The sequence below is a fragment of the Bdellovibrio sp. genome (assembly GCF_036384735.1).
Taxonomy (GTDB): Bacteria; Bdellovibrionota; Bdellovibrionia; order Bdellovibrionales; family Bdellovibrionaceae; genus Bdellovibrio.
In genome coordinates, this window is the sequence record NZ_DASVLT010000022.1 from 1 (window position 1) to 21,815 (window position 21,815).

The 21,815-nt window shown below is 45.2% G+C and carries 18 protein-coding genes; 7 read left to right on the plus strand and 11 right to left on the minus strand.

Translation table 11 applies throughout. The features are described from left to right. The coding region (locus VF412_RS06700; protein ID WP_331338448.1) for an RDD family protein at nt 1-588 on the plus strand (588 nt) is incomplete at its 5' end. Here the strand turns inward: VF412_RS06700 and VF412_RS06705 are convergent. The 3 genes from VF412_RS06705 to VF412_RS06715 are packed head-to-tail and all read right to left on the minus strand — an operon-like array spanning nt 585 to nt 2,912. Continuing rightward, a complete protein-coding gene (locus VF412_RS06705; RefSeq protein WP_331338449.1) occupies nt 585-1,967 on the minus strand; it encodes an HD-GYP domain-containing protein in 1,383 nt (460 codons plus the stop codon). The two genes, VF412_RS06700 and VF412_RS06705, sit on opposite strands and share 4 nt — an antisense overlap. After that, the gene (locus VF412_RS06710; protein WP_331338450.1) at nt 1,967-2,467 is read right to left on the minus strand and encodes a chemotaxis protein CheX; all 501 of its coding nucleotides are present in this window, start codon (nt 2,465-2,467) and stop codon (nt 1,967-1,969) included. Before VF412_RS06710 ends, VF412_RS06705 begins: the two co-directional genes overlap by 1 nt. Nucleotides 2,468-2,486: 19 nt before the next feature. Further along, nucleotides 2,487-2,912, minus strand: coding sequence for a response regulator (locus VF412_RS06715; protein ID WP_331338451.1), 426 nt, complete (start codon nt 2,910-2,912; stop codon nt 2,487-2,489). Nucleotides 2,913-3,117: 205 nt separating this feature from the next. On the opposite strand from VF412_RS06715, the gene VF412_RS06720 reads away from it, so the two are divergent. Together VF412_RS06720 and VF412_RS06725 are read left to right on the plus strand one after the other, a co-directional pair. Continuing rightward, on the plus strand, nt 3,118-3,510 hold the full coding sequence (locus VF412_RS06720; RefSeq protein WP_331338452.1) for a response regulator transcription factor: 393 nt from the start codon (nt 3,118-3,120) through the stop codon (nt 3,508-3,510). Between the two features lie 176 nt (nt 3,511-3,686). Next, entirely contained in the window at nt 3,687-4,172 is a 486-nt protein-coding gene (locus VF412_RS06725; RefSeq protein WP_331338453.1) for an acyl-CoA thioesterase, read from the plus strand. A gap of 2 nt (nt 4,173-4,174) precedes the next feature. Here VF412_RS06725 and VF412_RS06730 read toward each other — a convergent pair whose 3' ends face one another. The 4 genes from VF412_RS06730 to VF412_RS06745 form a co-directional block, all read right to left on the minus strand. Further along, nucleotides 4,175-4,591, minus strand: a complete 417-nt coding sequence (locus tag VF412_RS06730) for a hypothetical protein (protein ID WP_331338454.1) — start codon at nt 4,589-4,591, stop codon at nt 4,175-4,177. After that, on the minus strand, nt 4,576-5,724 hold the full coding sequence (locus tag VF412_RS06735; RefSeq protein ID WP_331338455.1) for a hypothetical protein: 1,149 nt from the start codon (nt 5,722-5,724) through the stop codon (nt 4,576-4,578). Before VF412_RS06735 ends, VF412_RS06730 begins: the two co-directional genes overlap by 16 nt. Nucleotides 5,725-5,863: 139 nt before the next feature. Beyond that, a complete protein-coding gene (gene hflX, locus VF412_RS06740; protein ID WP_331338456.1) occupies nt 5,864-7,129 on the minus strand; it encodes a GTPase HflX in 1,266 nt (421 codons plus the stop codon). Nucleotides 7,130-7,306: 177 nt separating this feature from the next. Further along, nucleotides 7,307-9,634: an NADP-dependent malic enzyme gene (locus VF412_RS06745; protein WP_331338457.1), complete on the minus strand. Its 2,328-nt coding sequence runs from the start codon at nt 9,632-9,634 to the stop codon at nt 7,307-7,309. 328 nt (nt 9,635-9,962) lie between these two features. On the opposite strand from VF412_RS06745, the gene VF412_RS06750 reads away from it, so the two are divergent. From VF412_RS06750 to VF412_RS06760, 3 genes are all read left to right on the plus strand, one after another. Further along, entirely contained in the window at nt 9,963-11,144 is a 1,182-nt protein-coding gene (locus tag VF412_RS06750; protein ID WP_331338458.1) for a trypsin-like serine peptidase, read from the plus strand. 262 nt (nt 11,145-11,406) lie between these two features. After that, nucleotides 11,407-12,750 (plus strand): thiolase family protein, encoded by a 1,344-nt coding sequence (locus VF412_RS06755; RefSeq protein ID WP_331338459.1) that lies wholly within the window; start codon nt 11,407-11,409, stop codon nt 12,748-12,750. A 203-nt stretch (nt 12,751-12,953) separates the two neighbouring features. Next, a complete protein-coding gene (locus tag VF412_RS06760; protein ID WP_331338460.1) occupies nt 12,954-15,104 on the plus strand; it encodes a 3-hydroxyacyl-CoA dehydrogenase NAD-binding domain-containing protein in 2,151 nt (716 codons plus the stop codon). Between the two features lie 105 nt (nt 15,105-15,209). Here the strand turns inward: VF412_RS06760 and VF412_RS06765 are convergent, their stop codons facing one another. The 4 genes from VF412_RS06765 to VF412_RS06780 all read right to left on the minus strand — a co-directional run bounded on the left by VF412_RS06765 (nt 15,210) and on the right by VF412_RS06780 (nt 18,883). Further along, nucleotides 15,210-15,650, minus strand: a complete 441-nt coding sequence (locus VF412_RS06765; protein ID WP_331338461.1) for a hypothetical protein — start codon at nt 15,648-15,650, stop codon at nt 15,210-15,212. A 118-nt stretch (nt 15,651-15,768) separates the two neighbouring features. Then, a complete protein-coding gene (locus VF412_RS06770; protein ID WP_331338462.1) occupies nt 15,769-16,938 on the minus strand; it encodes an FAD-binding oxidoreductase in 1,170 nt (389 codons plus the stop codon). An 8-nt stretch (nt 16,939-16,946) separates the two neighbouring features. Further along, nucleotides 16,947-17,498: a GNAT family N-acetyltransferase gene (locus tag VF412_RS06775; protein ID WP_331338463.1), complete on the minus strand. Its 552-nt coding sequence runs from the start codon at nt 17,496-17,498 to the stop codon at nt 16,947-16,949. Nucleotides 17,499-17,503: 5 nt separating this feature from the next. Next, complete coding sequence (locus VF412_RS06780; RefSeq protein WP_331338464.1) at nt 17,504-18,883, minus strand: peptide MFS transporter; 1,380 nt, start codon at nt 18,881-18,883, stop codon at nt 17,504-17,506. Nucleotides 18,884-18,994: 111 nt separating this feature from the next. Between VF412_RS06780 and VF412_RS06785 the strand changes: the two genes are divergently transcribed. After that, nucleotides 18,995-21,652, plus strand: a complete 2,658-nt coding sequence (locus tag VF412_RS06785; RefSeq protein WP_331338465.1) for a zinc-dependent metalloprotease — start codon at nt 18,995-18,997, stop codon at nt 21,650-21,652. The last annotated feature ends 163 nt before the right edge of the window (nt 21,653-21,815 follow it).

A 21,815-nucleotide genomic window follows, 5' to 3' on the forward strand; every position in this document is an offset into this window, starting at 1 on the left:
TGGAGAAGAATTTTTGCATTTCTGATTGATCAAGTCTTCATCCTATTTTTCTATTTGCCATTCGCGAAGACATTTTTAGATGTGTTTTTTTCAGATGAAGAAGTGATGATCTCTTTGCCAAAATTACTTGTATTGTTCTTAGTTCCAGCGTTGTACGAGTTTGTGTTCTTGATGATCCTGCAAGCAACACCGGGGAAATGGCTTTTAAACATGAAAGTGGTTCCCTCAAACAACCCTTATCAAGAGTTGCCAGTTTCATCTTGTATTCTTCGTCCGTTAGTGGGGCGTCTGACGTTCTTTTTTAGTTGGGCAATTTATGCGTTGGCATTCTTCCGATATGATCGCACGCACTTGGCTGACTGGGTTGCTGAAACGCGCTTGATTCAGTTTATTCCAAGGGATTCACGGCCTAAAATTCGTTGGATCTTGGGAAGTTTTCTTATCGTCTGCTATGTTTATGAAGGGCTGGATTATTCGACGGTGATTTTGCAAAGCATTGATTGGTCGAAAAAACAGGTTGAGCTTCGTTCTTTGATGGAAGTTTCCAATATGGCGGATATTCAGTTCGAAGGGGATGAGGATCTTTAAGCTTTAAAGCGCTTAAACAGGGTTGTCATCATCACAAGATCCACATCGGCTTCGCCAGCCAAGGCGTTGTCGCGAAGATGTTCAATAGCAACCTTGGGCATGACGGCCGCACGACTGTCTTGTAAGGCAGTTGCCTCGTGGAATTGATAGGCGATAGCCAAAAGTTTTCCTGCTGGAGTCAAATCGGCCGCGACCAAGCCCTTTGGAAACCCTTTGCCGCGTAAATTTTCACGATGTTGACCAATGGCATCCGAGATCTCTTGCGAGATGGGAACTTTCTTGGCTTTTACCATCACGATCGAACGATCGGGATAGCGTTTGTATTCAATCAGCTCTTCGGGGTTTAAATCTTTGAAATGTTTTGCCCCGGCAGAAACGGGAAGTTGAGCCAAGCCAATGTTGTGAAGCAGTCCTGCGACGGCCATGGCTTCGCGCTTTTCTGCGGGCCAATCAAGCAATTGCGCAAAGTAAGCCGCATAAGCCGCGACACAAATGCAATCATGATAATAGCTGCGGGTGTTGCCGGCATAACGGCAGACCTCATCATAGATTGCGGTCGGTTCTAATGTCTTATTTAGTTCGAGGTCTGTGATAATGGATTTACACTTTTCGTAAATCACTTTGCCTTCAGAATAATCTGTCGAGGCTCCATTTAGGAACTGTCCCATGAATTCATAGATCGTTTTCATCGAACGATGAAACTTTTCAGTCATGGAAATTGGAAATGGAACATTGCGCATACTCATCACCGTGCGTGCGTACTCGAAGAATTCCTTCATTTGGGTTTTCTTCACGTACATTTGCTGGCGCAGGTTTTTGAACTTTTCAACTTGGCGTTGATCGATCACATCACCGGCGCGACGTAAAACCACCGAACGATGGTTGGCGGGCAGGTGTACATAGACATCAAAATTAATATTGATATCAGCTTCAATGTCGCGCAGATCTACCGGCATTAAAGCCGTGATAGGGATGTTGTCACCTTCCATCTCGATGGGTGCTAATTGTAGAACCATGTCCGAGATGAACTCGCGGTCGAAGTTGATGTGCATGACTTCATCAGCACCATTTTTTTTGACGACACTAAAATCCAAGGGCGTTTCGGAAGAATGCAGTACGATCACAGGGCAATCAGGATAGTTCATCTTGGTAGACTGAACCCACTCATTGGTTTTCTGTGTGCCATCAAGACCGTCAATAAGAGCCAGGATAGGTTTAAAATCGCCGTTGGAAGTGTTTTCGATGATCGCGTCGGCAGAAGAAAAAAACTGAAGTTTATATGGGTAATAGCCCTTCAGGATCAACTTGATGGTTTCAAGGAAGCTCTCTCGAGAGCTTCCGATGATCACATCAACAGTCTTTCCTGAAGTCGATGACATTATTGCACCGTGATCTCCACATAAAAGGTGGAGCTATTCGGCAAATTAAAAGGAATCACCAGAGTGGCGCCTTTATCTGCCTGAGTGATCTTGAAATCCCCGGCGATGACAGTCGGGATAGCCATTTCAAAGTTATAACCAAGCTGATTTAACGTCGTCTTTGCAGAGCCGTAAATCATATTAGTCATTTCTCCGACGGCATCAGACACTTCACCGTTAATCTCGGTGTATTTTTCGCCCAGCATATTTTCCAGAATATGGAAGATGCTGTCTTTACCATAAGAGATCAAAAGAGTGCCTTTAAGAGGTGGCGCAACCATACCAACCATACCCGCGATTTCACCTTTTAATACGAACTGAGGTTCGATGAAGGGTTTGCCCGGAGTGGCGTCAGTTTGAGCCATTGTTTTTAAGGTCTTAATAACCCCATCTACGAAGGCGTTAATCAAACGCTTGTCGAATAGGGGATTGAGTGCTTCCACTTTGGGTGCAGCTGACATTGTCTTCTCCTAAGAATTATTAAGACGCTTTAGATTGTGCCGATGGATTGTGCTTAGCCCATACGCGTTCCATCTTGCCTTTCAATGTTGGGGAGTTGAATGGCTTTACCACGTAGTCAGAAACGCCAGCTTTTGCCGCTTCTAAAATGTGTTTTTGCTCAGATTCAGCTGTCACCAACATGAATGGAGTGGATTTAAAGCGAGGGTCTGCCTTGCAGGCCTTTAGAAGGTCGATACCTTGCATGCCCGGCATATTCCAGTCAGAGATGATAAATTCGTAAGGCTTACCTGCGTCATGAGCGGCTTGGATCATTGGTAAAGCTGTTTTACCGTCATCCGCCTCTTCTACGTTAGTATAGCCTAGCTCATTTAGGACTTTTTTAATGATCTTTCGCATAGTTGCGAAGTCATCCACTACTAAAAACTTCGTTGTATTTGGAAACATAATATCTCCTGAAAAGTTATCGATATGTAAAATCCTCATGCTTATCGGTCTAGTTTTTTAAAACTAGAGTCCAAAGCTATTGCGAAATGCGGAAATTATGTCAGACTTTATTACAGGTGGTCGTGCTACTTTTGGACATGAGTCCTGGGTAGCAGTGAAGGTTTAGGATAAAAAACTAAAAACATTTTAGCGGGAGGGAGCAAGGATGCTCAGAGATGTCCTCATTCAAAAAGGTCTTTCAAATAGAGAGGCAGAAGTTGCTGAACTTGTGTCTAAAGGCTTGTCCAACAAGGAAGTTGCGAACCAGCTTTTTGTAACTGAGAAAACAGTTAAATTTCACCTCACTAATATCTACAAAAAAATGAATGTGAAGTCGCGTGCACAATTGATCGTATGGTGCTTGCCTCACCTTGGTTTCGTTGAAAGCGAAATTCGCGCTGAAAACAACAACCAAAGTGCAGCTGCTACGACTGCATTCAATAACAATGCAACTCAGACAATCCCAGCGGGATCTGCGACAGTTGCAGGCGCAACAACTCTTCCAGGTGGCGGTATGAACCGTAATGGTAACTCCGACATCGGTATGGGTGGTATCTAAGTCCGCCTCTGCTCTGACGAAGTCAGAGTGTAGACAGGTTGACTGGATCTCCTCATAAGGGGTTTAATGAAGGCACAGTTGAAAGACTGTGCCTTTACTTTTTGCACTTCGACTTCGTCGGAGTATTGAAGTCTATCTGGTGTTTTTAGTTATAGACAAATGAATGGGACCGCTGAATGGCAACTAAGATTTCAAAACCTGTTTCTGCATCTCAAGTTGTTATGACTGAATTGGTGCTTCCCTCCCACACGAACGCCTTGGGGTCTGTCTTCGGCGGAACGATCATGTCATGGATCGATATCGCTGCTGCCATCGCTGCTCAACGCCACTCGAACAAAGAGGTGGTCACGGCCAGTATTGATCGCCTGGATTTCGTGGCTCCGGTCTACAAGGGCTGGGTTGTGAATCTTCATGCCAGTGTTAATTTCGTCTCTAAAACATCGATGGAAGTCGGTGTTCGCGTCGATGCGGAAAATCCAAAAACAGGGGAGACATTCCACACTGCTTCCGCCTACACAACTTTCGTTGCGTTGGGTTCTAATGGCAAGCCGACTGAAATTCCTGGTTTACTCTTAGAAACTGAGGATGAGAAGCGTCGTTATGAAGAAGCGCAAGTGCGCCGCGCGGGTCGTTTGAAGAATCGCAATAAGCCAACAACTTAATTTTATTCTTTAAGTGTAGGGCAGATGTTTTCGAGCCACTTCATGGCAACATCAGCTTGTTTTGTCAGGGAGCTGCCTTCGGGGCGCCCCATGCTATCACTCGTTTTTATTTCTTGTCGTACTTTTGCGCAATTTTCAGTGGTGATTTTTTTATCATGGGAAAGTTTGAAAACCGGTTCTAACGTATAGTACAGAACCGTCACTTCGTGCTCGGCTTTTCCGCCTTGAAGAGGATCCTGTTTTTCGTATTGATCCATAGTGGACTTCAAGGATTTCTCGAGGTCTTGAATTGCTGAAGTTTTTTTTGAGTTTAAAAGCGTTTCTGATTCGGTATAAAAATCATCCACTGTCTTTAACTTCGCCGCGTAGATCATTGGTGAAATTGAGAGAATAAGGGTAAGAATTAATGACTTACGCATAAATCACCTCGTAAGTCATTGGCTGTGGCAGGCTTAGGACGATTTAGCTTTTGTAGCAGTTCGCTCATTTTCGTGTTCGTTTGACCCACATAGTTGCTGCTGTTGGAAATCTGTTGAATGGCTTTGGCCGGATTTGTATTGTTGTTCAGACGAAGAATTTTAATCAAAGTCTTTGCTTGAACCGGTCCGCCGGGGCCGTAAGCCACCAATGTCAGAGTATTGACCAACTCTTTATTTTTCATAAGTTGTTCTGCGTTGCGATCTTTTAAAGTGTCTTTGATAAAATGATCGCGGGCATAGATATAATAGCCTAAACCATAAACTAAACTTCGCGCGACGCCGTCACCAACAGACACCCAAGAGCAATAGTTTTTGCGAGAGCCTGGTGCTGGTGGGGGTTCTTTCAACTCTTTCTCGATCACTTTTTTGAAGGGTGCACAGGCAGGATTTGTGCTTGTCATAAGGTTGTCCAAAATATAGTGGGCATTGCCTTGATTGTAGGTATATCTAACTCGGCCATTTTTAAACTTTGTGGTCTCAGTCCAACCTGCAATTTCATTCACTGGGTCCGACGTAAGCTGGCCAATGCCCACGCCGCCGATATAGCCCAGGTAAAAGTTAAAGCCTGTTTCATTATTGATTTTTTTTAGAATGAAACGCGGATCAATAGGATCTTCCGGAGGCGACATGCAGCTCATGGCTTGGTTCACTGCAAACTGAATAAAACCAAAAGTTTTTTCGTTGATACAAGCAGCGCCATCTTTAGAATTATCAAACGGCACAGGTTTGCCTTTGGGGCATGTATAGCCCGTGCTTCCGACCTCACGTTGAAGTGATGCTTTGATGCACTCCGGTTTGATTTTGGAAATAGCTAAGACGTTGTTGGTGACCTTTGAAAGATCTGCGGCTGTCTTCTTAGAGTTATCAACAGGTGGGCAGCCATTCTTTCCCAGGGACGCAAGGTAAGCCTTGGTTAATGGATCGTGAGCCATGAGCAGGGCATTATTGATCCCTTGGTTTTGAGCAATGCCTCGAGATCCATCCGGATCATTCACGCAAGCCACCTGAGCAAAGCTAGGATTTGCAAAAAGGATGGCTAAAACAATATAAGACAAAAACGCGAAGATCTGCATCAAGAGGCCTATCGGTCTCTTGGTCGAGCTTCTTAAAAAGTTAGGATGGATTTTAGATAAAGGTCCAGCTGCTTTGTGTTCCATAAAGCAGCTTCGTTTCTTTGTGAGTCAAATCGACTTCGCAAAAGTGAAAACCGATCTATTTAACAAGATAATCTTTCCACCGAGTCAACAGCGATGGAGTCATCTGCGTGTAACAAACGGTTCCCTCGGTGGCTGTTTCTTTACGAATGATTTGCGCTTCACGACCCAAATCAAAGATTTTGTATTCTTCAGCACGTGGAAAGTACAGTTGTACATCGGTTTGCATTTCGCTCACGATCTGCGCCATCAAACGTTTGAGTTGTTCGATGCCTTGACCAGTCAATGCGCTGACAAATACACGAGGATACTGTTTCACTCTAAATTGTCTTTCTAAAGGTGCGATATCGCTCTTGTTAAAGACATGGATGATTTTCTTATCTTGCCAGTTGAATTCGCGAATCAGCTCTTCAACGACTTCAATTTGTCGTTCCATATTTGGTGAAGACAAATCAACTACGTGAAGAAGGACATCGGCTTCCGCTGACTCTTCAAGTGTTGCTTTAAAGGCTTCAATCAATTGAGTCGGCAATTTTCTGATGAATCCAACCGTATCTGTTACAACGGCAGGTGGTCCGTCGGGCAAAAAGATTTTACGAGTAGTAGGATCCAAGGTTGCAAAGACTTGGTTCTTCGCCATGACTTGGGCGCCAGTGAGTTTATTTAAAAGCGAACTTTTTCCAGAGTTCGTATAACCAATCAGAGCAAACGATGGGATTTCGTGACGGCGACGGGATTGTCTATGTTGCGCGCGGTTTTTGCGAACACCTTCAAGTTTTTCTTTAATCAAGGCCACGCGTTCACGGATTCGACGACGGTCATTCTCGAGGGCTGTTTCGCCAGGACCTCTGGTGCCGATACCACCACCTTGACGGGATAAGGATTCAAGCCAAGCGCCAACCATGCGGGGCATTTGATCTAGAAGTTGTGCAAGTTCCACTTGAAGTTTTCCCTCAAATGTTTGCGCACGTTGAGCGAAGATATCTAAAATCAGCTGATTGCGATCGATCACACGAGCTTTCACAATTTGCTGTAAGTTTCTTTGTTGAACGCCGGAAAGTTGGTGATCCATGATGACTAAGTTTGCACCGCTATCACGAACCATCTCGGCCACTTCCTCCACTTTTCCAGAACCGATCAAGGTCGCCGGATTCCAGGTGGGAAGAACTTGAATAATAGAACCGACAACTTCTCCGCCAGCGGCAGACACAAGTTCTTCAAGTTCCAACAAGTTTTCTTTGATTTCAGTAAGAGGCTCGGTCTTCAGACCAACACCGATGACAATGGTTCTATCGTGGGCTTTAACTTGGGCTTGATTAGTCAAATCTAGCAACCCTCCATTAGTCTTATTGTAGCACCGTCGTAGGGGCGGTCAAAGGCTTTTCTGCACCCTGTTCCGTCAGAGTAGGCTATCTCTGTTATTTTTCTGCAAAGATATAGGGACGCATGCAGATTGCTTTAGAAGCAGGCCCCTGTGAAGGACCTGCTGCTTGCATACCGATTATTTCTTTTGTCGTGCTTTTAAAACACTGGAAATGAATTGTGCTTCCAAAGCCGTAAATACGACTGAATTCACAATGCCATCGACGGTGGTTGTGCGTTGTAAAACATTCGACGATCTGCGAACCCCTGTTAGGAAGGGTCCGATAACTTCGACTTTGCCCACTTGTTGGATCAACTTATAGCAGATGTTGGCCGCTTCCAAATTCGGGAAGATCAAAACGTTTGCACCGCCTTTAAGATCAGAGAACGGGAACAAGCGCTCCATGATTTCCGGATTTACAGCCGTGTCTGCCTGCATGTCACCATCAACCATCAAACCAGGACGAAGTTTGCGCACAAGCTCGGCCGCTTTCTTCATTTTGCATGGAGTACCTTCAGAGCCGCTGAAGTTTGAGTAACTTAACATTGCAACTTTTGGTTCGATACCGAAGTACTCGACAATCTTTGATGCTTGCAAAGCGATTTGCGCGCATTGTTCAGCTGTCGGGTTGAAGTTCACTGTGGTATCAGCAAGAACCAAGAACTTATCTTCAAGCAAGATGAAGTTTAAACCCGCAGGAACTCCGCCTTGATAAACACCCACAGTTTGTAAAATAGGACGAACGGCATCGGCGTAATTGATAGAGGCGCCATTTACAACCCCATCGGCATCACCCATCATCACCATCATGGCAGCAAAATAGCTTGGATCTGCCATCAGGCGCTCGGCCTCGCGCATGTTCACGCCCTTGCGTTGACGAAGGGAATAAAGCTTCTCAACATAAGAGAAATATTTTGGATACGCGGATGGATGAATCACTGGCACATCTTTCAGTGATGGAATATCCAAGGCCGCGATTTTTTCTTTTACGCGCTCAGGGTAACCAAGCAAGATCGGTTGGCAGATTTTCTCGTCCACCAAAGTCGCCAAGGCTTTTAAAACCTTTGTGCTTGTTCCTTCCGGGAACACGATGCGCGGAAGAATTCCGCCGGGAGCTTGTGCATTTGAATGAACGCGGTTGATTGCAGAACGAATGAAAACTTTTGAAGGTCCTTGTAGAGCTTCCAAGCTTTCGCGATACAAGTGCCAATCTTCGATAGGGCGAGTGGCAACGCCGGTTTCCATCGCAGCTTTGGCAACTGCTGGAGCCACCCATAAAAGAACGCGCGTATCGAATGGTTTAGGAATCAAATATTCGCGACCGAATTTAAAGCTTTTGCCACCATAGGTGTCAGAAACTTTATCCGGAACATCTTCACGAGCAAGTTTTGCCAGCGCGTGAACTGCCGCCAATTTCATTTCTTCATTGATCTGAGTAGAACGTGTATCTAAAGCTCCGCGGAAAATAGAAGGGAAACCTAGAACGTTATTCACTTGGTTTGGATAGTCAGAGCGGCCTGTCGCGATAATCGCATCGGGACGTGCCGCGCGCGCTTTATCTGGAAGGATTTCTGGCTCTGGATTAGCCATGGCAAAAATAATAGGATCTTTTGCCATATCTTTTAGCATTTCCGGAGTCAGTGCACCCGCAACAGAAAGACCCACGAACACATCAGCACCACGCAAAGCTTCAGACAATGTCCGAGCTTCTGTATCAGCTGCGAAGTGTTCTTTGTATTTGTTCATGCCCGCAGTGCGACCTTTATAGATCACACCTTGAGAGTCACACATAATGATGTTTTCACGACGAGCACCTAAAGAGATGAAAATCTTCGCACACGAATTTGCAGAAGCACCAGCACCATTCACAACGATGCGGATGTCCTGCATTTTGCGATTGGTGATAGAAACAGCATTCATCAAAGCCGCTCCAGATACGATCGCTGTTCCGTGTTGGTCATCGTGGAAAACAGGGATCTTCATTTCCTTTTTTAGGCGCTCTTCAATTTCAAAACACTCTGGCGCTTTGATGTCTTCTAAATTGATACCACCGAATGTTGGTTCCAAGGTGCGAACAGCATTGCAGAAAGTGTCTACGTCGTTCGCAGCCACTTCGATGTCGAAAACATCGATGCCGGCGAATTGCTTGAACAGAATTCCCTTACCTTCCATCACAGGTTTTGAAGCGTGAGGACCGATATTTCCCAGCCCTAAAACGGCCGTGCCGTTAGAGATAACGGCAACTAAATTTCCCTTCGCAGTGTAGTCGTATATTTTCGAAGCGTCTTTAGCGATCTCTTTACATGGAGCTGCCACCCCTGGTGAGTACGCAAGGGAGAGATCTTTTTCAGAGTTACAAGGCTTTGAAGAGATGACTTCAATCTTACCGGGCTTGCCGCGTTGGTGATAGGCCAAGGCCTCTTGATCTAGATTGTTGCCGGCTTTAGTTTCGGTTTTTGATTCCAAAAAAACTCCTTTTAAATTCTTGCATTCCGGTTCCTGTGGATGTGGGGACGAGACCCCGATCCTATGGAATGCCCTGGTTTTTACTGCGGCGTCTTTTTCGAAATTTATTCAAACCTTTTACGGGGTTAAGACCTCAGAAAAAACCAGTGCTCTAACTCTACCGGAGGCCCTTTTTAGGGGTCAATAAAAGGTCCATTGGCGCGCAGAGCAATGCTGATTGGCGTCTAAATTGTGTACATGCGGGAAACTTTTGGAACCCCTTGTGCCCAACCTTTAAAGAGCTTTCAAGACCCCTTATAACTACTCTGTGATTTTCCGCGGAGTACCTATGAAACCTCTTAAAATTCTGAGTCTTCTGGTCCTAGCCATCTCCTTTCAATCGAGTGCTTTTGCGGCTTCACTTGAGACAAAGTCTTTCCATGGAACCATGGGAAGTTTTTCTGTGGTACCGACGGACTCGCAGGCGCTTCCTGGAAAATATTTACGCAAACAAATCACTGATTCTTCAGCTTTTGCAAATCGGGTGGTGGGGCGGTTGGTCTCTACCCAGAGTGATTCCTTGGGAACATGTACTGCGACTTTGATTGGGAATCGATATCTTCTGACCGCAGCTCATTGTGTTTACAACATCGAAAAAAAATCGTGGCCTAACGATTTTAGATTTATCCCAGGGCAGACAAAAGATAAACAGATGCCCTTTGGAATTGCCAGTTGGGACAAGGTCTACATTCATCGCGCCTATTTCGAAAGCACGGCCGCTTCGAATTCATCTCGGTCGTATGAACATGATTACGCAGTTATAGTTTTAAAGGACAAAATCGGTGATCGATTAGGTTGGATGGGTGTGGCTTCAGTCACGGATTCTAGTCTTGCCGTTTCAGGAGGCATGTCAGGATATCCGTCGGATAAAGAGCGTGCCACTTTATGGAGTGTTGCATGTCCTATGGTCGTGCAGGGGAATCAATGGATGTTTCAGTGTGACGCCTTTCAAGGAATGTCGGGAAGTGCTTTGCACGCTGCGAACGCCAATGGTGAGGAAAAAATTCTGGGCGTTTTTGACTGGGTTCAAGAGAACAAGGATGGTGTCAATGGTGGTGTTGTCATTGATGATGCCATCTTAGCGCAGATCAAATCATGGATAGCTGACGCTCCTGACGCAGACACAGTGACTTATCAAAACAACAATGTTCAAGCTGTTGAAGTCTACATTCGTAACCAGTGTGTGAACTCGGAGAGTGTGAGTGTGGCGTTCTCGTACTTGTCCTTGGATATGCAATGGGTGACATCGAGTCAGTGGGTGAACATTCCCAAAGGGGAGACGCGTAAAATTCTTACGACCTTTACGCAGTCTGAAAGCTTTCACCTATTGGGTTCAAGTAAAGAAGGTTTCACCTGGGGTGGAGATTTTGGGATCTACTTCATGGGGCGTGTAGCGAAATTCAAAACGGTTCCTCTCGACGACGCTTCTCGTGCGAAGGGGATTATGATTTATTCTCTGTCTTGTCCCTAGAGAAATGCTCTTCTGCGACGTAATATTACGTAGGACTCCTTAGCGCGAATATCCCTCATAAATAGAGCTCTATTTCTAATTCACTCAAATACACATAAAATTTTAATGAGATAGAAAACCTAGACCATAGTGATGCCGAAAACACTGCGGGCTAGGTTCTCATTTTCCTCTCTCATTTAATTTGTGAACCTGCCGAAAAGTGCTACGATTTTCAGTGTTTACACAACTTTGCATTTTAGCATTATTGAAGACAGGAGAGTTTATGAAATCACCACGTGACGTCGTTCTCGTCGAAGGCGTGCGCACCCCATTTGCAAAATCAGGAACAAAACTTAAAAAAGTTCATCCTGCTGATTTGGGTAAAGTTGCTCTGAAGCAGTTGATTGCTCAGACAAATTTGGATGTGAATGCCGTTGATGAAGTGATCATCGGTAACACGGGAAATCCTGTCGACTCTGTTAACATCTCTCGTGTTGTGGCTTTGAATGCGGGTATCCCGTTGAAAACATCTGCTTACACAGTTCACAGAAACTGTGCTTCAGCGATGGAATCTATTTCGAACGGTTTTGAAAAAATCAAATCGGGCACGATGGATGTTGTTTTGGCGGGTGGTACAGAAAGCATGTCGCAAATGCCGACGCTTCAACCTAAGAAATTTCAGGATATCTACGAAAAACTTTTCGCAGCGAAAGGTCCGAAACAGGCATTGCCTTTGTTGTGGGCTCTTTTCAAAGCAGACATGAATCAAATCAAAGCTCTTCTTCAAGGCAATATGCGTGATGAATACTTCCCGCAAATCGCCGTGATGCTAGGTCTGACAGATCCTTTTGTTGGAATCAACATGGGGCAAACGGCAGAGATCTTGGCGAAAGAGTGGGGTTTGACTCGCGAGATGCAAGATAAGTTTTCTCTTCGTTCGCATTTGCTTGCAGCAAAAGCCACTAAAGAAGGCCGCATGCGTGAAGAGATGACTCCAGTTTATCTTGCACCTGAATACAAAGAAGTTATTTCTGAAGATATCGGCCCCCGTGAAGGTCAAACAATTGAAGCTCTTGCGAAATTGAAACCGTTCTTTGATAAAGCAACCGGTTCTATCACTGCAGGGAATTCATGCCCGATCACAGACGGGGCGGCGATGGTGCTTTTGATGTCTCGTGAAAAAGCGGAAGCACAAGGTTACAAACCACTTGCGACAATTCGTTCATACGGTTTCGCGGGTCTTGAGCCAGAGCGCATGGGACTTGGCCCAGCATACGCAACTCCGTTGGCATTAAAACGTGCGGGTCTGTCTTTGAAGGACATCGGCTTGGTGGAGTTGAACGAAGCATTTGCGGCACAAGTTATGGCCTGCCAAAAAGCTATGGATTCTGACAAATTCGCTCAAGAAAAACTCGGTCTTTCTTCCAAAGTGGGTGAGATCCATGATGATATCTTGAATGTTAACGGTGGCGCGATTGCTCTTGGACATCCAGTGGGTGCCACAGGCACTCGCATCGTTCTCACTTTGGCTAAAGAGATGAAACGTAGAAATACGCAATTCGGTTTGGCTACTTTGTGCATCGGCGGCGGTCAAGGCGGCGCGATGATTCTCGAAAACGAAGCTTAGAACCGATGAAAATGGCCCGATCGACGGCGTTGTCGGGTCATCTCCTCGCTCCGACGTGCTAATAGCACGCCTGCGCTGCGGGGATAACCCTCCGCCTTGCGCTCGAACCATTTTGATCGGTTCGAGTTGCCCGAGGGATGTAGTACGAATTTTATTTTGTAGTTTTGAAGTTTTAGTTATTTGCAGCTTAGGAGTTTCAGAAGATGTCTATTCAAGAAAGTATTAAGATTGTACCTCAAGGTGATGTTGCAGTAGTTGAGTTTGATCTTGTCGGAGAGAAAGTTAATAAATTTTCAACTCCAGTGATGATGAGATTCAAAGAAGTTTTGGAAGATTTGAAAAAGTCTTCTTACAAAGCGGTGATTTTCAAATCAAATAAGCCAAAGATTTTTATCGCGGGCGCTGATATCGAAGAAATCAAAAGCATGACGACAAAAGATCAATTCGACGCAGCCGTAAAAGGCGGGCAGGACATCATGAATATGGTGGAAGATCTTCCAATGCCAACGTTTGCAGCTGTGAACGGCGCCTGCATGGGCGGTGGTTGTGAGTTCATCATGTCATGTGACTACCGTATCGCTTCTGAAGATTCTTCTACTAAAATTGGTCTTCCAGAAATTCAATTGGGTATCTTGCCGGGGTTCGGCGGAACTCAACGTATGCCTCGTATCATTGGTTTGCAAGCAGCCTTGGATATTATCCTTGCTGGTAAAGCGGTGAACGCAAAAAAGGCTTTGAAAATCGGTCTTGTTGATAAAGTTGTTCATCCAAATCTTTTGGACGATCAAGCAATGAAGTGGGCGAAGGAAGTCATCGCTGCTGGCGGTAAAAAACGTCGCAAAAAATTCCAGCCAAAAGGCGCTGTGAATGTGATTCTTGAAGGTATCGCAAAAGGTATCGTATTCAAGAAAGCCCGTGAGGGCGTGATGAAAGCAACAAAAGGTTTCTATCCAGCGCCTCTTGAAGCTTTATCTGTGATCGAAAAGACATACGGGATGAGCGATCGTGAAGCAGGTCTTCGCATCGAGCGTGAAGGTTTCTGCAAACTTGGTGTGACTGACATTTCGAAAAACCTGATTCACGTTTTCTATTTGACTGAAATGGTCAAAAAACAAAATGGTGTGTCTGGTGTAAATGTGAAACCTAAAGATGTTCAAGCTATGGGTATCCTTGGTGCAGGAACGATGGGTGGCGGTATTGCTTACGTAGCTGCTGACAAAGGTATCCAAGTTCGCATGAAGGACTTGAATACAGATGCTTTGGGCAAAGGTTTGAAACACGCCAGCGACCTATGGATGAAGTTGGTAAAACGTAAATCTATCGATAAATACCAATTTCAACAAAAAATGGACCGCGTATCAGTTTCAACTGACTACTCGGGTTTCAAAAATTTGGATGTGGTTGTAGAGGCCATCGTCGAAGACATGGGCATCAAACAGAAAGTTATCGGTGAGTGCGCAGGTCAAATGCGCTCTGATGCGATCATCGCAACGAATACAAGTTCATTGTCTGTGACAGAGATGTCTAAAGGTCATCCTCGCCCAGAGTATTTCGCCGGTATGCACTTCTTCAATCCAGTGAATAAAATGCCATTGGTTGAAGTTATTCGCGGTGAAAAAACATCGGACGAAACAATTGCGACAATCTACGAATTGACGAAAAAAATGGGCAAAATGCCTGTTGTCGTTAAAGACGGTCCTGGTTTCTTGGTAAACCGTTTGCTTCTTCCCTACATGGCTGAAGCGGCGTTCTTGCTTCAAGAAGGCATGGATATCGCAGTTGTAGATAAAGCCTATGTCAAAGAGTTCGGTATGCCAATGGGCCCATTCGAGTTGATGGACGAAGTCGGTCTTGATGTGTGTTTGAAGGTTCTAAAAATCTTCAAAAAAGCGTTCGGCGATCGTATTGAGCTGGCTCCGTGCATGGAAGCTCTTGGTAATAGCGGTCGTTTGGGTAAAAAGAATGGCAAAGGTTTTTATACTTACACTGAAGACGGCAAGAGGGGTGAGGTGGATCAAACTGTTTACGCCGCACTTGGTTTGGGTGGAAGAACAAATCCCTATGATTCTAAAGAGTGCATCGAACGTGGGGTGTTCGCCATGGTGAACGAATGTTCTTTGGCGTTGCTTGAAGATCATATCGTGGAAATTCCTCAAGAAGTGGATTTGGCGATGATTATGGGAACCGGTTTCCCTCCATTCCGCGGTGGTTTGCTGAAGTATGCAGACTCTCTTGGAACTCAGTACATCGCTGATCAGTTGGCGACATACGCAGCCAGCAGAAAAGCAGCTCGTCTGAAACCAGCAACGCCGCTTACAAATTTGGCAAAAAACAACAGCAAGTTCTATAAGTAACGCGGAAGTGCGCCGCCTGGCGTGTCGGCTGAAGCAGCTTCCCTAGTAACTTAAAAAAAGCCAGAGTGACCCTCTGGCTTTTTTATTTTCATCAGTTGTTTTGCCTTAATGCTTAAGTCTCTGACAAGTCATCATCACTCGCTGCCCACTGGCATACCTCATGGATGTCGTAAAGCTTTCCATCGCAGGATCACGAACCGTGTTTTGATCTAAAACGATAGTGAATGGATTCTCTAAGGTCTTAAAATAAAGGTCGTAATTAAGCGCCATAATTTCACGATTTCCGATCAAGGTGACCTTTGACTTCGACTCGATCATATCAAGGGCATAGAAATGCTCTGAGGGGCCCTTAAATTGCGCCACTACGGTTTCGTTAACTTTGTGAACGTAAAAATCCACGGATGTTGTTCTATCTTCGTTAAGAAGACAGGTTGCAACATTCTCTGATTGATTTAACAGATCATCGATGGCTTGAGGTGCGGCTTTCGCAGTCCATGAAAAGCCAAGTACCGAAACAAGCGGCGCAAGTATAAATGCGATACGCATAGAGTCCTCTTTCCTTGAGATTGATGATTCAGCCTTCGGCCCTGCTGGGCCAAAAGATCTGCCGGCTGCTGCCGTAGGAGATTTACTCTAATTGCGAAGTGCTACGAACTAAAGAATTTTAAAATTTTATTCTGGCAATGCTCAAGTGATCTGGAACCTTTGTGCCATAGACGGAATCAACCAAAGTTTTCGCCGCATGAAAACTCAGTCCCATTCCATGGCCCGAACATCCTGCAATCACATGGATATTTTTGCGCTCAGGAACCTCGCCAATTATCATTTGTCCATCGGGGGAGTAACCCATAATTCCTGACCATTGATAAGCAACACGGGCTTCTTTTCCTAAACGGAAATGAGAACGCACAAAATTCAACAAAGCCTCTTGAATGACAGGAGTTGTATTGTCGGCGTAAGTTTCTTCTTGCTGGGTCGCCAGATTTCTAAATCCACCGATCAACAAATGTCCCGTTGGAAGTTGGCGGAAATAGCAAAGATGTTTAGTCAGATAACAAGGGCCTTTCACGAAAAAAGGCAAAGGTTCGGTCACAAGAATTTGTCCGCGACCGGGGACCACAACGCCTTGGAATTTTTTGAGCACCAACGGAAGATACGCATTCACAGTGACAAGTAATTTTCCTGCAGTGAATGTATCGCGATCTGTTCTGATTTTTACTTGTGAACTCGAATCATCAATATCGAAAACTTCTTGCCCCTCGATAAAATCAACCTTCAATTTTGAACGAAGACGTTGCAAAAGTTTGAAAGGATGAATGTAGCCGTCCCCTGTGTATTGAATGCCACCGATAAAACCTGTGATTCCGTAGTCAGCTTCCATCTCTGCAGGGCTGACTTCATGAACATCGATACCTTGTTCGCGCATAAGCTTGGCAGTGGTTTTGTATTTTTCCCAGTGCTGTTCGCTTGGGGCTACCGTGCAAGAGCCGGTGTGGCGGAAATCCAGTTCGTCGGCAGCATCTTCAATGACATGTTCTAAAAGCAAGTGACGATTGATCTCAGAAAATCTCCAGATATTTGTGGCTTTCTCTGTACCGTAGGTTTCATTTAATTTGATGTAGTGTTCAGTGGATCCCGCCGTTACAAACCCGGCGTTTCTTCCAGAGGCGCCAAAACCTACGCGGTGTTTTTCGATGATGGCGATTTTCAGCGTTGGATCTTTTTTCTGAAGCCAGAAAGCTGTGGAAAGTCCTGCGATGCCTCCTCCAACAATAACGAAGTCATAGTTTTTGGAAGCAGACGAAGATTGATCAAGCCAGAACGAAATACTCATAACTCACCTTAGATATACAAAATCATTTCTTCAGCCGTACAACGGCAGGGGTTTCCGTCACGCACACATTCATAATCCACATCGATCCAATATTCAGGATGAGTCGCAACGCTTTGAAAACCAAGTTTAGATAAATAACGAATGGAGGAATTATTCGGAGATTCTTTCCACGCATGGGTCACAATTCCGCGGGCGCCCACTTTGCGGAAAGCCTCGATGGATTTTTCAGACAAGCGAGGCCCCCAGCCCTGACCTTGAACTTTGTTAGACAAAAACAGGCTTTGAAAGTAAGCCGTTTTTTCCAAAGGAATATTCCAAAGATCCTCACGCAGGCGCGAACCTTTACCTTTATTCCATTTGCCAGGTGGGTAAGCCAGGCGAAGTCCTAAGATTTCGCCATCATCGGCAACTAAAACAAACGAGCACAGAACATCGTTGGAGATTGATTTCTGATGGCATTCGCGAAGTTCATCTTCGGAATAATAGTTCAAACCAATAGCTTCATCGGTGAACTTCTTAACCGCAGTGATGTCTTTCAATTCGAACTCGCGAATGATCATAAAAATTAAGCGTCCTTGGCCAGGTGTTTGGTCAAAACTTTAGAACCGAATAAGAACAACAGTCCAGGGATAATTGAAAGAACTGTCAGCACCAAGAAAAACTGCTGCTTCGTGATGACCTCGTAATAAGAACCCACATAACCTGCAAGATAGTTCCCGAAGAAGGTTGCCAAGAACCAAACACCCATCATCATCGAAACAATTTTCGCCGGAGACACCTTCGTCACCAAAGAAAGACCAATCGGAGAAATATAAAGCTCGGCAATAGTGAGCATGAAAGTAGATCCCAACAGCCAAAGCACAGAGCCTTTGCCTGGTCCCACAATTCTCGCAGCGTAGGACATTGTGAATAAAGCGATCGCCGCAAGGAAGCAGCCAATGGCCATTTTCATCGCAGTGGAAGGCTCGCTGCTACGACGGGACTGCCAGGCCCAGAAACGATCCAGCAATGGAGCAAAAATAAAGATCACCATGGGATTGAAGCTTTGATACCAAGTGGAAGGCATGTTCCATCCGAAGAAATTCCAATCTGTGCTCTGATCAGCCCACAGCTGCAAAGTATTTCCCTGTTGCTCGTAGACAGCCCAGAAGAAGATCGTCACCAAGCAAAGGAACGTTAAAGCCCACGTGCGAGTCCAATCGGATTTTGACAAAGGTTGATGGGCCTTCGCTTCGATCTCTTGAATGCTTTCCTTATGCACAGCTTGTGGAAGGTTTCTTCCTCCAAAGTGATAAGTGATCAGGCCGATCACCATACCGACACCAGCAGCGCCAAAGCCCCAGTGCCATCCTACTTTTTGTCCTAGGGTTCCGCATACGAGTGGCGAGAAGAAGGCCCCCAGGTTGATGCCCATGTAAAACAAAGTATAGGCACGGTCGCGGCGCTCGTCACCTTGTGGATACAATCCCCCCACTTGGGTAGAGATATTGGGCTTAAAGAATCCATTTCCAAGAATAAGCAAAATCAAAGCGGGGAAGAAGGCACTTTCGATGGCCATGACGAAGTGACCGATAGCCATCAAAACCGCGCCCACATAGACAGAACGTCGTTGTCCCCAGAACCTATCGGCGATGATTCCACCAAAGAAAGGTGTAAAATATGCAAAGCCAGTATAGAGACCGTAAATTTGTGAAGACATGGCCTGCGTGCTCAGTGTGCCGAAGAAGTACTCCAAAACACCTTTAAATGCAGAATAACCCCAGATCTCTTTGCCATGGGAAACTTCGATGAACAAATATTGAGTCATATAAAGCACCAAAAGTGCTCTCATGCCGTAATACGAGAATCTTTCCCACATCTCCGTCAGAAACAACGTAAAGAGGGCTCGGGGGTGTCCAAAGAAGGTTTTCTCTGTTGGCTTCGTCTGTTTCGCCGCTTCTGCCATGGGGCTCCTGTTCAGTATCTTTATAGTAATTAACTAATTTTCACGGGCCTTTAGATCTTGGCCAAAATTTGGCATAAATGCACCTGAAAAATCGCACCGGAGGGTCTTCTCGTGGCATTTGAAAAGAACGTACTTGTTATTAGCGCCTTGGCCTCAGCACTGCTTTTCTCTGGCTGCACAGTCAAAGAAAACAAAGTTCAGGAGAAGCAAGCTCCCGCACAGATGACGAAAGTCTTCTCGAAAGCGGATCCACAAACCTGTGCAGAAGTTTCCTGCATCACAATTCAAAAAGACTCTTTAGGTAAAATATTTTTGCTTATCGCGTCGGGAAAAACCGGCGGATCGACGCCGCAGTGGTACGATTTAAAGCCGCAGGTTGTTAGCTTTGAACGTTCTGGCGATCGCATTGCGATTCTAGGGCAAAACTACAACAGCATCTATAAAGAGATTCAATCTGTTAATCTGATTCAAACGTTCTCGATCGTTTCTGAAGACGATAAGACGATCACTTTCAATTGGGGACGCGGTCTTCGCAGCTTCATCGCGCAAAATGCTTACGACACAGATGGACCATCAGGCGATCTGACAGAGAGCTCTTACACATCCATCCCGGTTGTGGACTCTTTTGTTCGCAATATCAAATTCGACGATAAGAATATCGAGCTTGAGCAAGTTTCTAAAGTTCCAAGTTCAAATATCAAACAAGGTTCTGACAAAAATGCTCTGACAGTTGAAAACCGCGAAGAGACTTTGGTGATGAATGTGCAGATCCGTTCCTACAACTTGGACTCTGCATTTAAACCAAAAGCTTACGATGCCACTCGTCGAGTTGGTTTCTTCGTTAATAAAGTTAAGCAAGATGGTTATAGCAATAATGTTGTGAATTTGATCTCACACTGGGATTTGAATCCAGAGCGGGGCCCTATTAAAATCAGAATTTCTGCGACAGTTCCGGCAGATTATGTCCAATCCGTGATCGAGGGCGCGCAGTACTGGAATATCGTATTCGGTCGCAATGTGATTGAAATCGAAACAGGTGTAAAACCTGAGGATGCAAGCCCTCAAGATCGCAGTATCATGATCCGTTGGATTGACTGGTTGGATGCGGGCGCTGCTTATGCAATCAGCCAATCAGATCCATTGACAGGCGAAATCTTGCGCGGACAAGTGTTTTTACCTTCCGTATTTACTAAAGTGGGTTCCGCTGACTTGACGGACTTGAATGGCAAAGCTCCAGTGATCGTCAATGGTGCGATTGCTTGTGACGTAACTAAAAATTTAAAAGAACTTGCTAAGATCGCTCGTGAGGCTTCGAGCTCTCAGCGTTTGCGTTTGGCTCAAGATAGTGTTCGCTCTACGGTAGCCCACGAATTGGGACATGCCTTTGGCCTTCGCCATAACTTCGCAGGTTCCTACTCTGCCAAGGTCTCTGTTGATGACATCAACAATGCGGCAAAAACATATTTGAAAGATTTGAAGCATCCAGGCCTTGAAACCTCGACAAGTATCATGGACTACGTAAGTGGTATCGATAATATCTTGATGTCGGCGCGTATTAAGGTCGCTGCGTTGTCTTATGATAAAATGGCTATGACTTGGGCGTATGCGGATGGCGATGCAGCTCTTGATGATTCTATTTCGAAATACTGCACTGACGAAGACATTGCTTTGGCGAACAGCCAGGGTTTGAATATTTATGGTTGTGAGCGTTTTGATAACGGTAACAATCCATTGCAAAGAAAATTCTTGGATGCAAAAGATGAAAAGGGCAACCTTGTAAACGTTCTTTTTGCGTCTATCATCGGTCGTATGTATCCAGGGGATCAACCAGACGTCGTAGTGAACCTAGATCAAGTTCTTAAAGATACTTTGAAATGGGCGAAGGCCGACCTGTCTCCACTTGGATTTGTAGGGCAGGTGTTATTTGATTCCACAAAAGACGGAACTCCTGCGGGCAGCTTCGCATCTTTGGATTACGTTAAAGGTGGAAAAGTCCTTTATGCTAAATTTGGTCAAGACCAGGTGTTTCAAGCGACTCGTCAAAAAGACCTGGCTGCCATTGGTGGTTACGTTGGTATCTTGAATGGTCTTCTGCGAGATTCAGGTGGCAATATCGAGATGAACTGGTTTGATAAAGAAGTTGATGCTCTGGTTGCAAGTGGATACTTGGATCATGGTAAAACTCTTTCTGGTCGTGACTATCAATTGACGACAGAACAACAAAATAAAATCATCGCGTTTTATCGTGCGATTGCTAAGTACAACAAAAAAATCGTTTATACGAACATCTCGGCTCTTCTGCCGAAAATCAATGAAGACGTGCAAGCAGATGATGGCACGACTTCCAAAGTGACTTCAGTTTTAGCTTACGGTCTTGTGGATCAAGCTCAAGGTGAGGCTTTGGGACAACTGTCTTTGGATCTGATGTCAGCTAGCGACAGCCAAGTGACTGGCAAAGTCAATGGTGTGTCCGTCACATTGCCAGCCCGTTTCCTTACAGTTGAAGAGCGCACGATGATGCTGAAACTTCTTTCGACTCAGGGTTTGAGCTTTTCACAAGAAGTGAATAAGGCGAAAGTGAAAGCGGCTTTGATGACGAGTGTGAATTCAATTCTTGCTCCATTGAATATTGATGTGAGTGTTTTGACTGCAGATCAAAGAACGAACGCAACGGCAGATCTTTTGAACAAAGGTTTGATTGATGCCAGCGCTAAAACATGGCTTGATTCCGAGATAGCGATCATCAACGTTTTGGATGCAGTTAAGTAGGCCGGTCATGGTCTTGCCTTATAGGGCGTCTCAATTTGAGAAGGATAAAAGCCTCTGAGAAATCAGGGGCTTTTTTATTGTTCTTGATTGCGGGTGGAGTTCACACGGCAATCACCTCACCAGCTAAAGCAACCTCGCAGTCTTGAAATGTCTGACTTGTGAG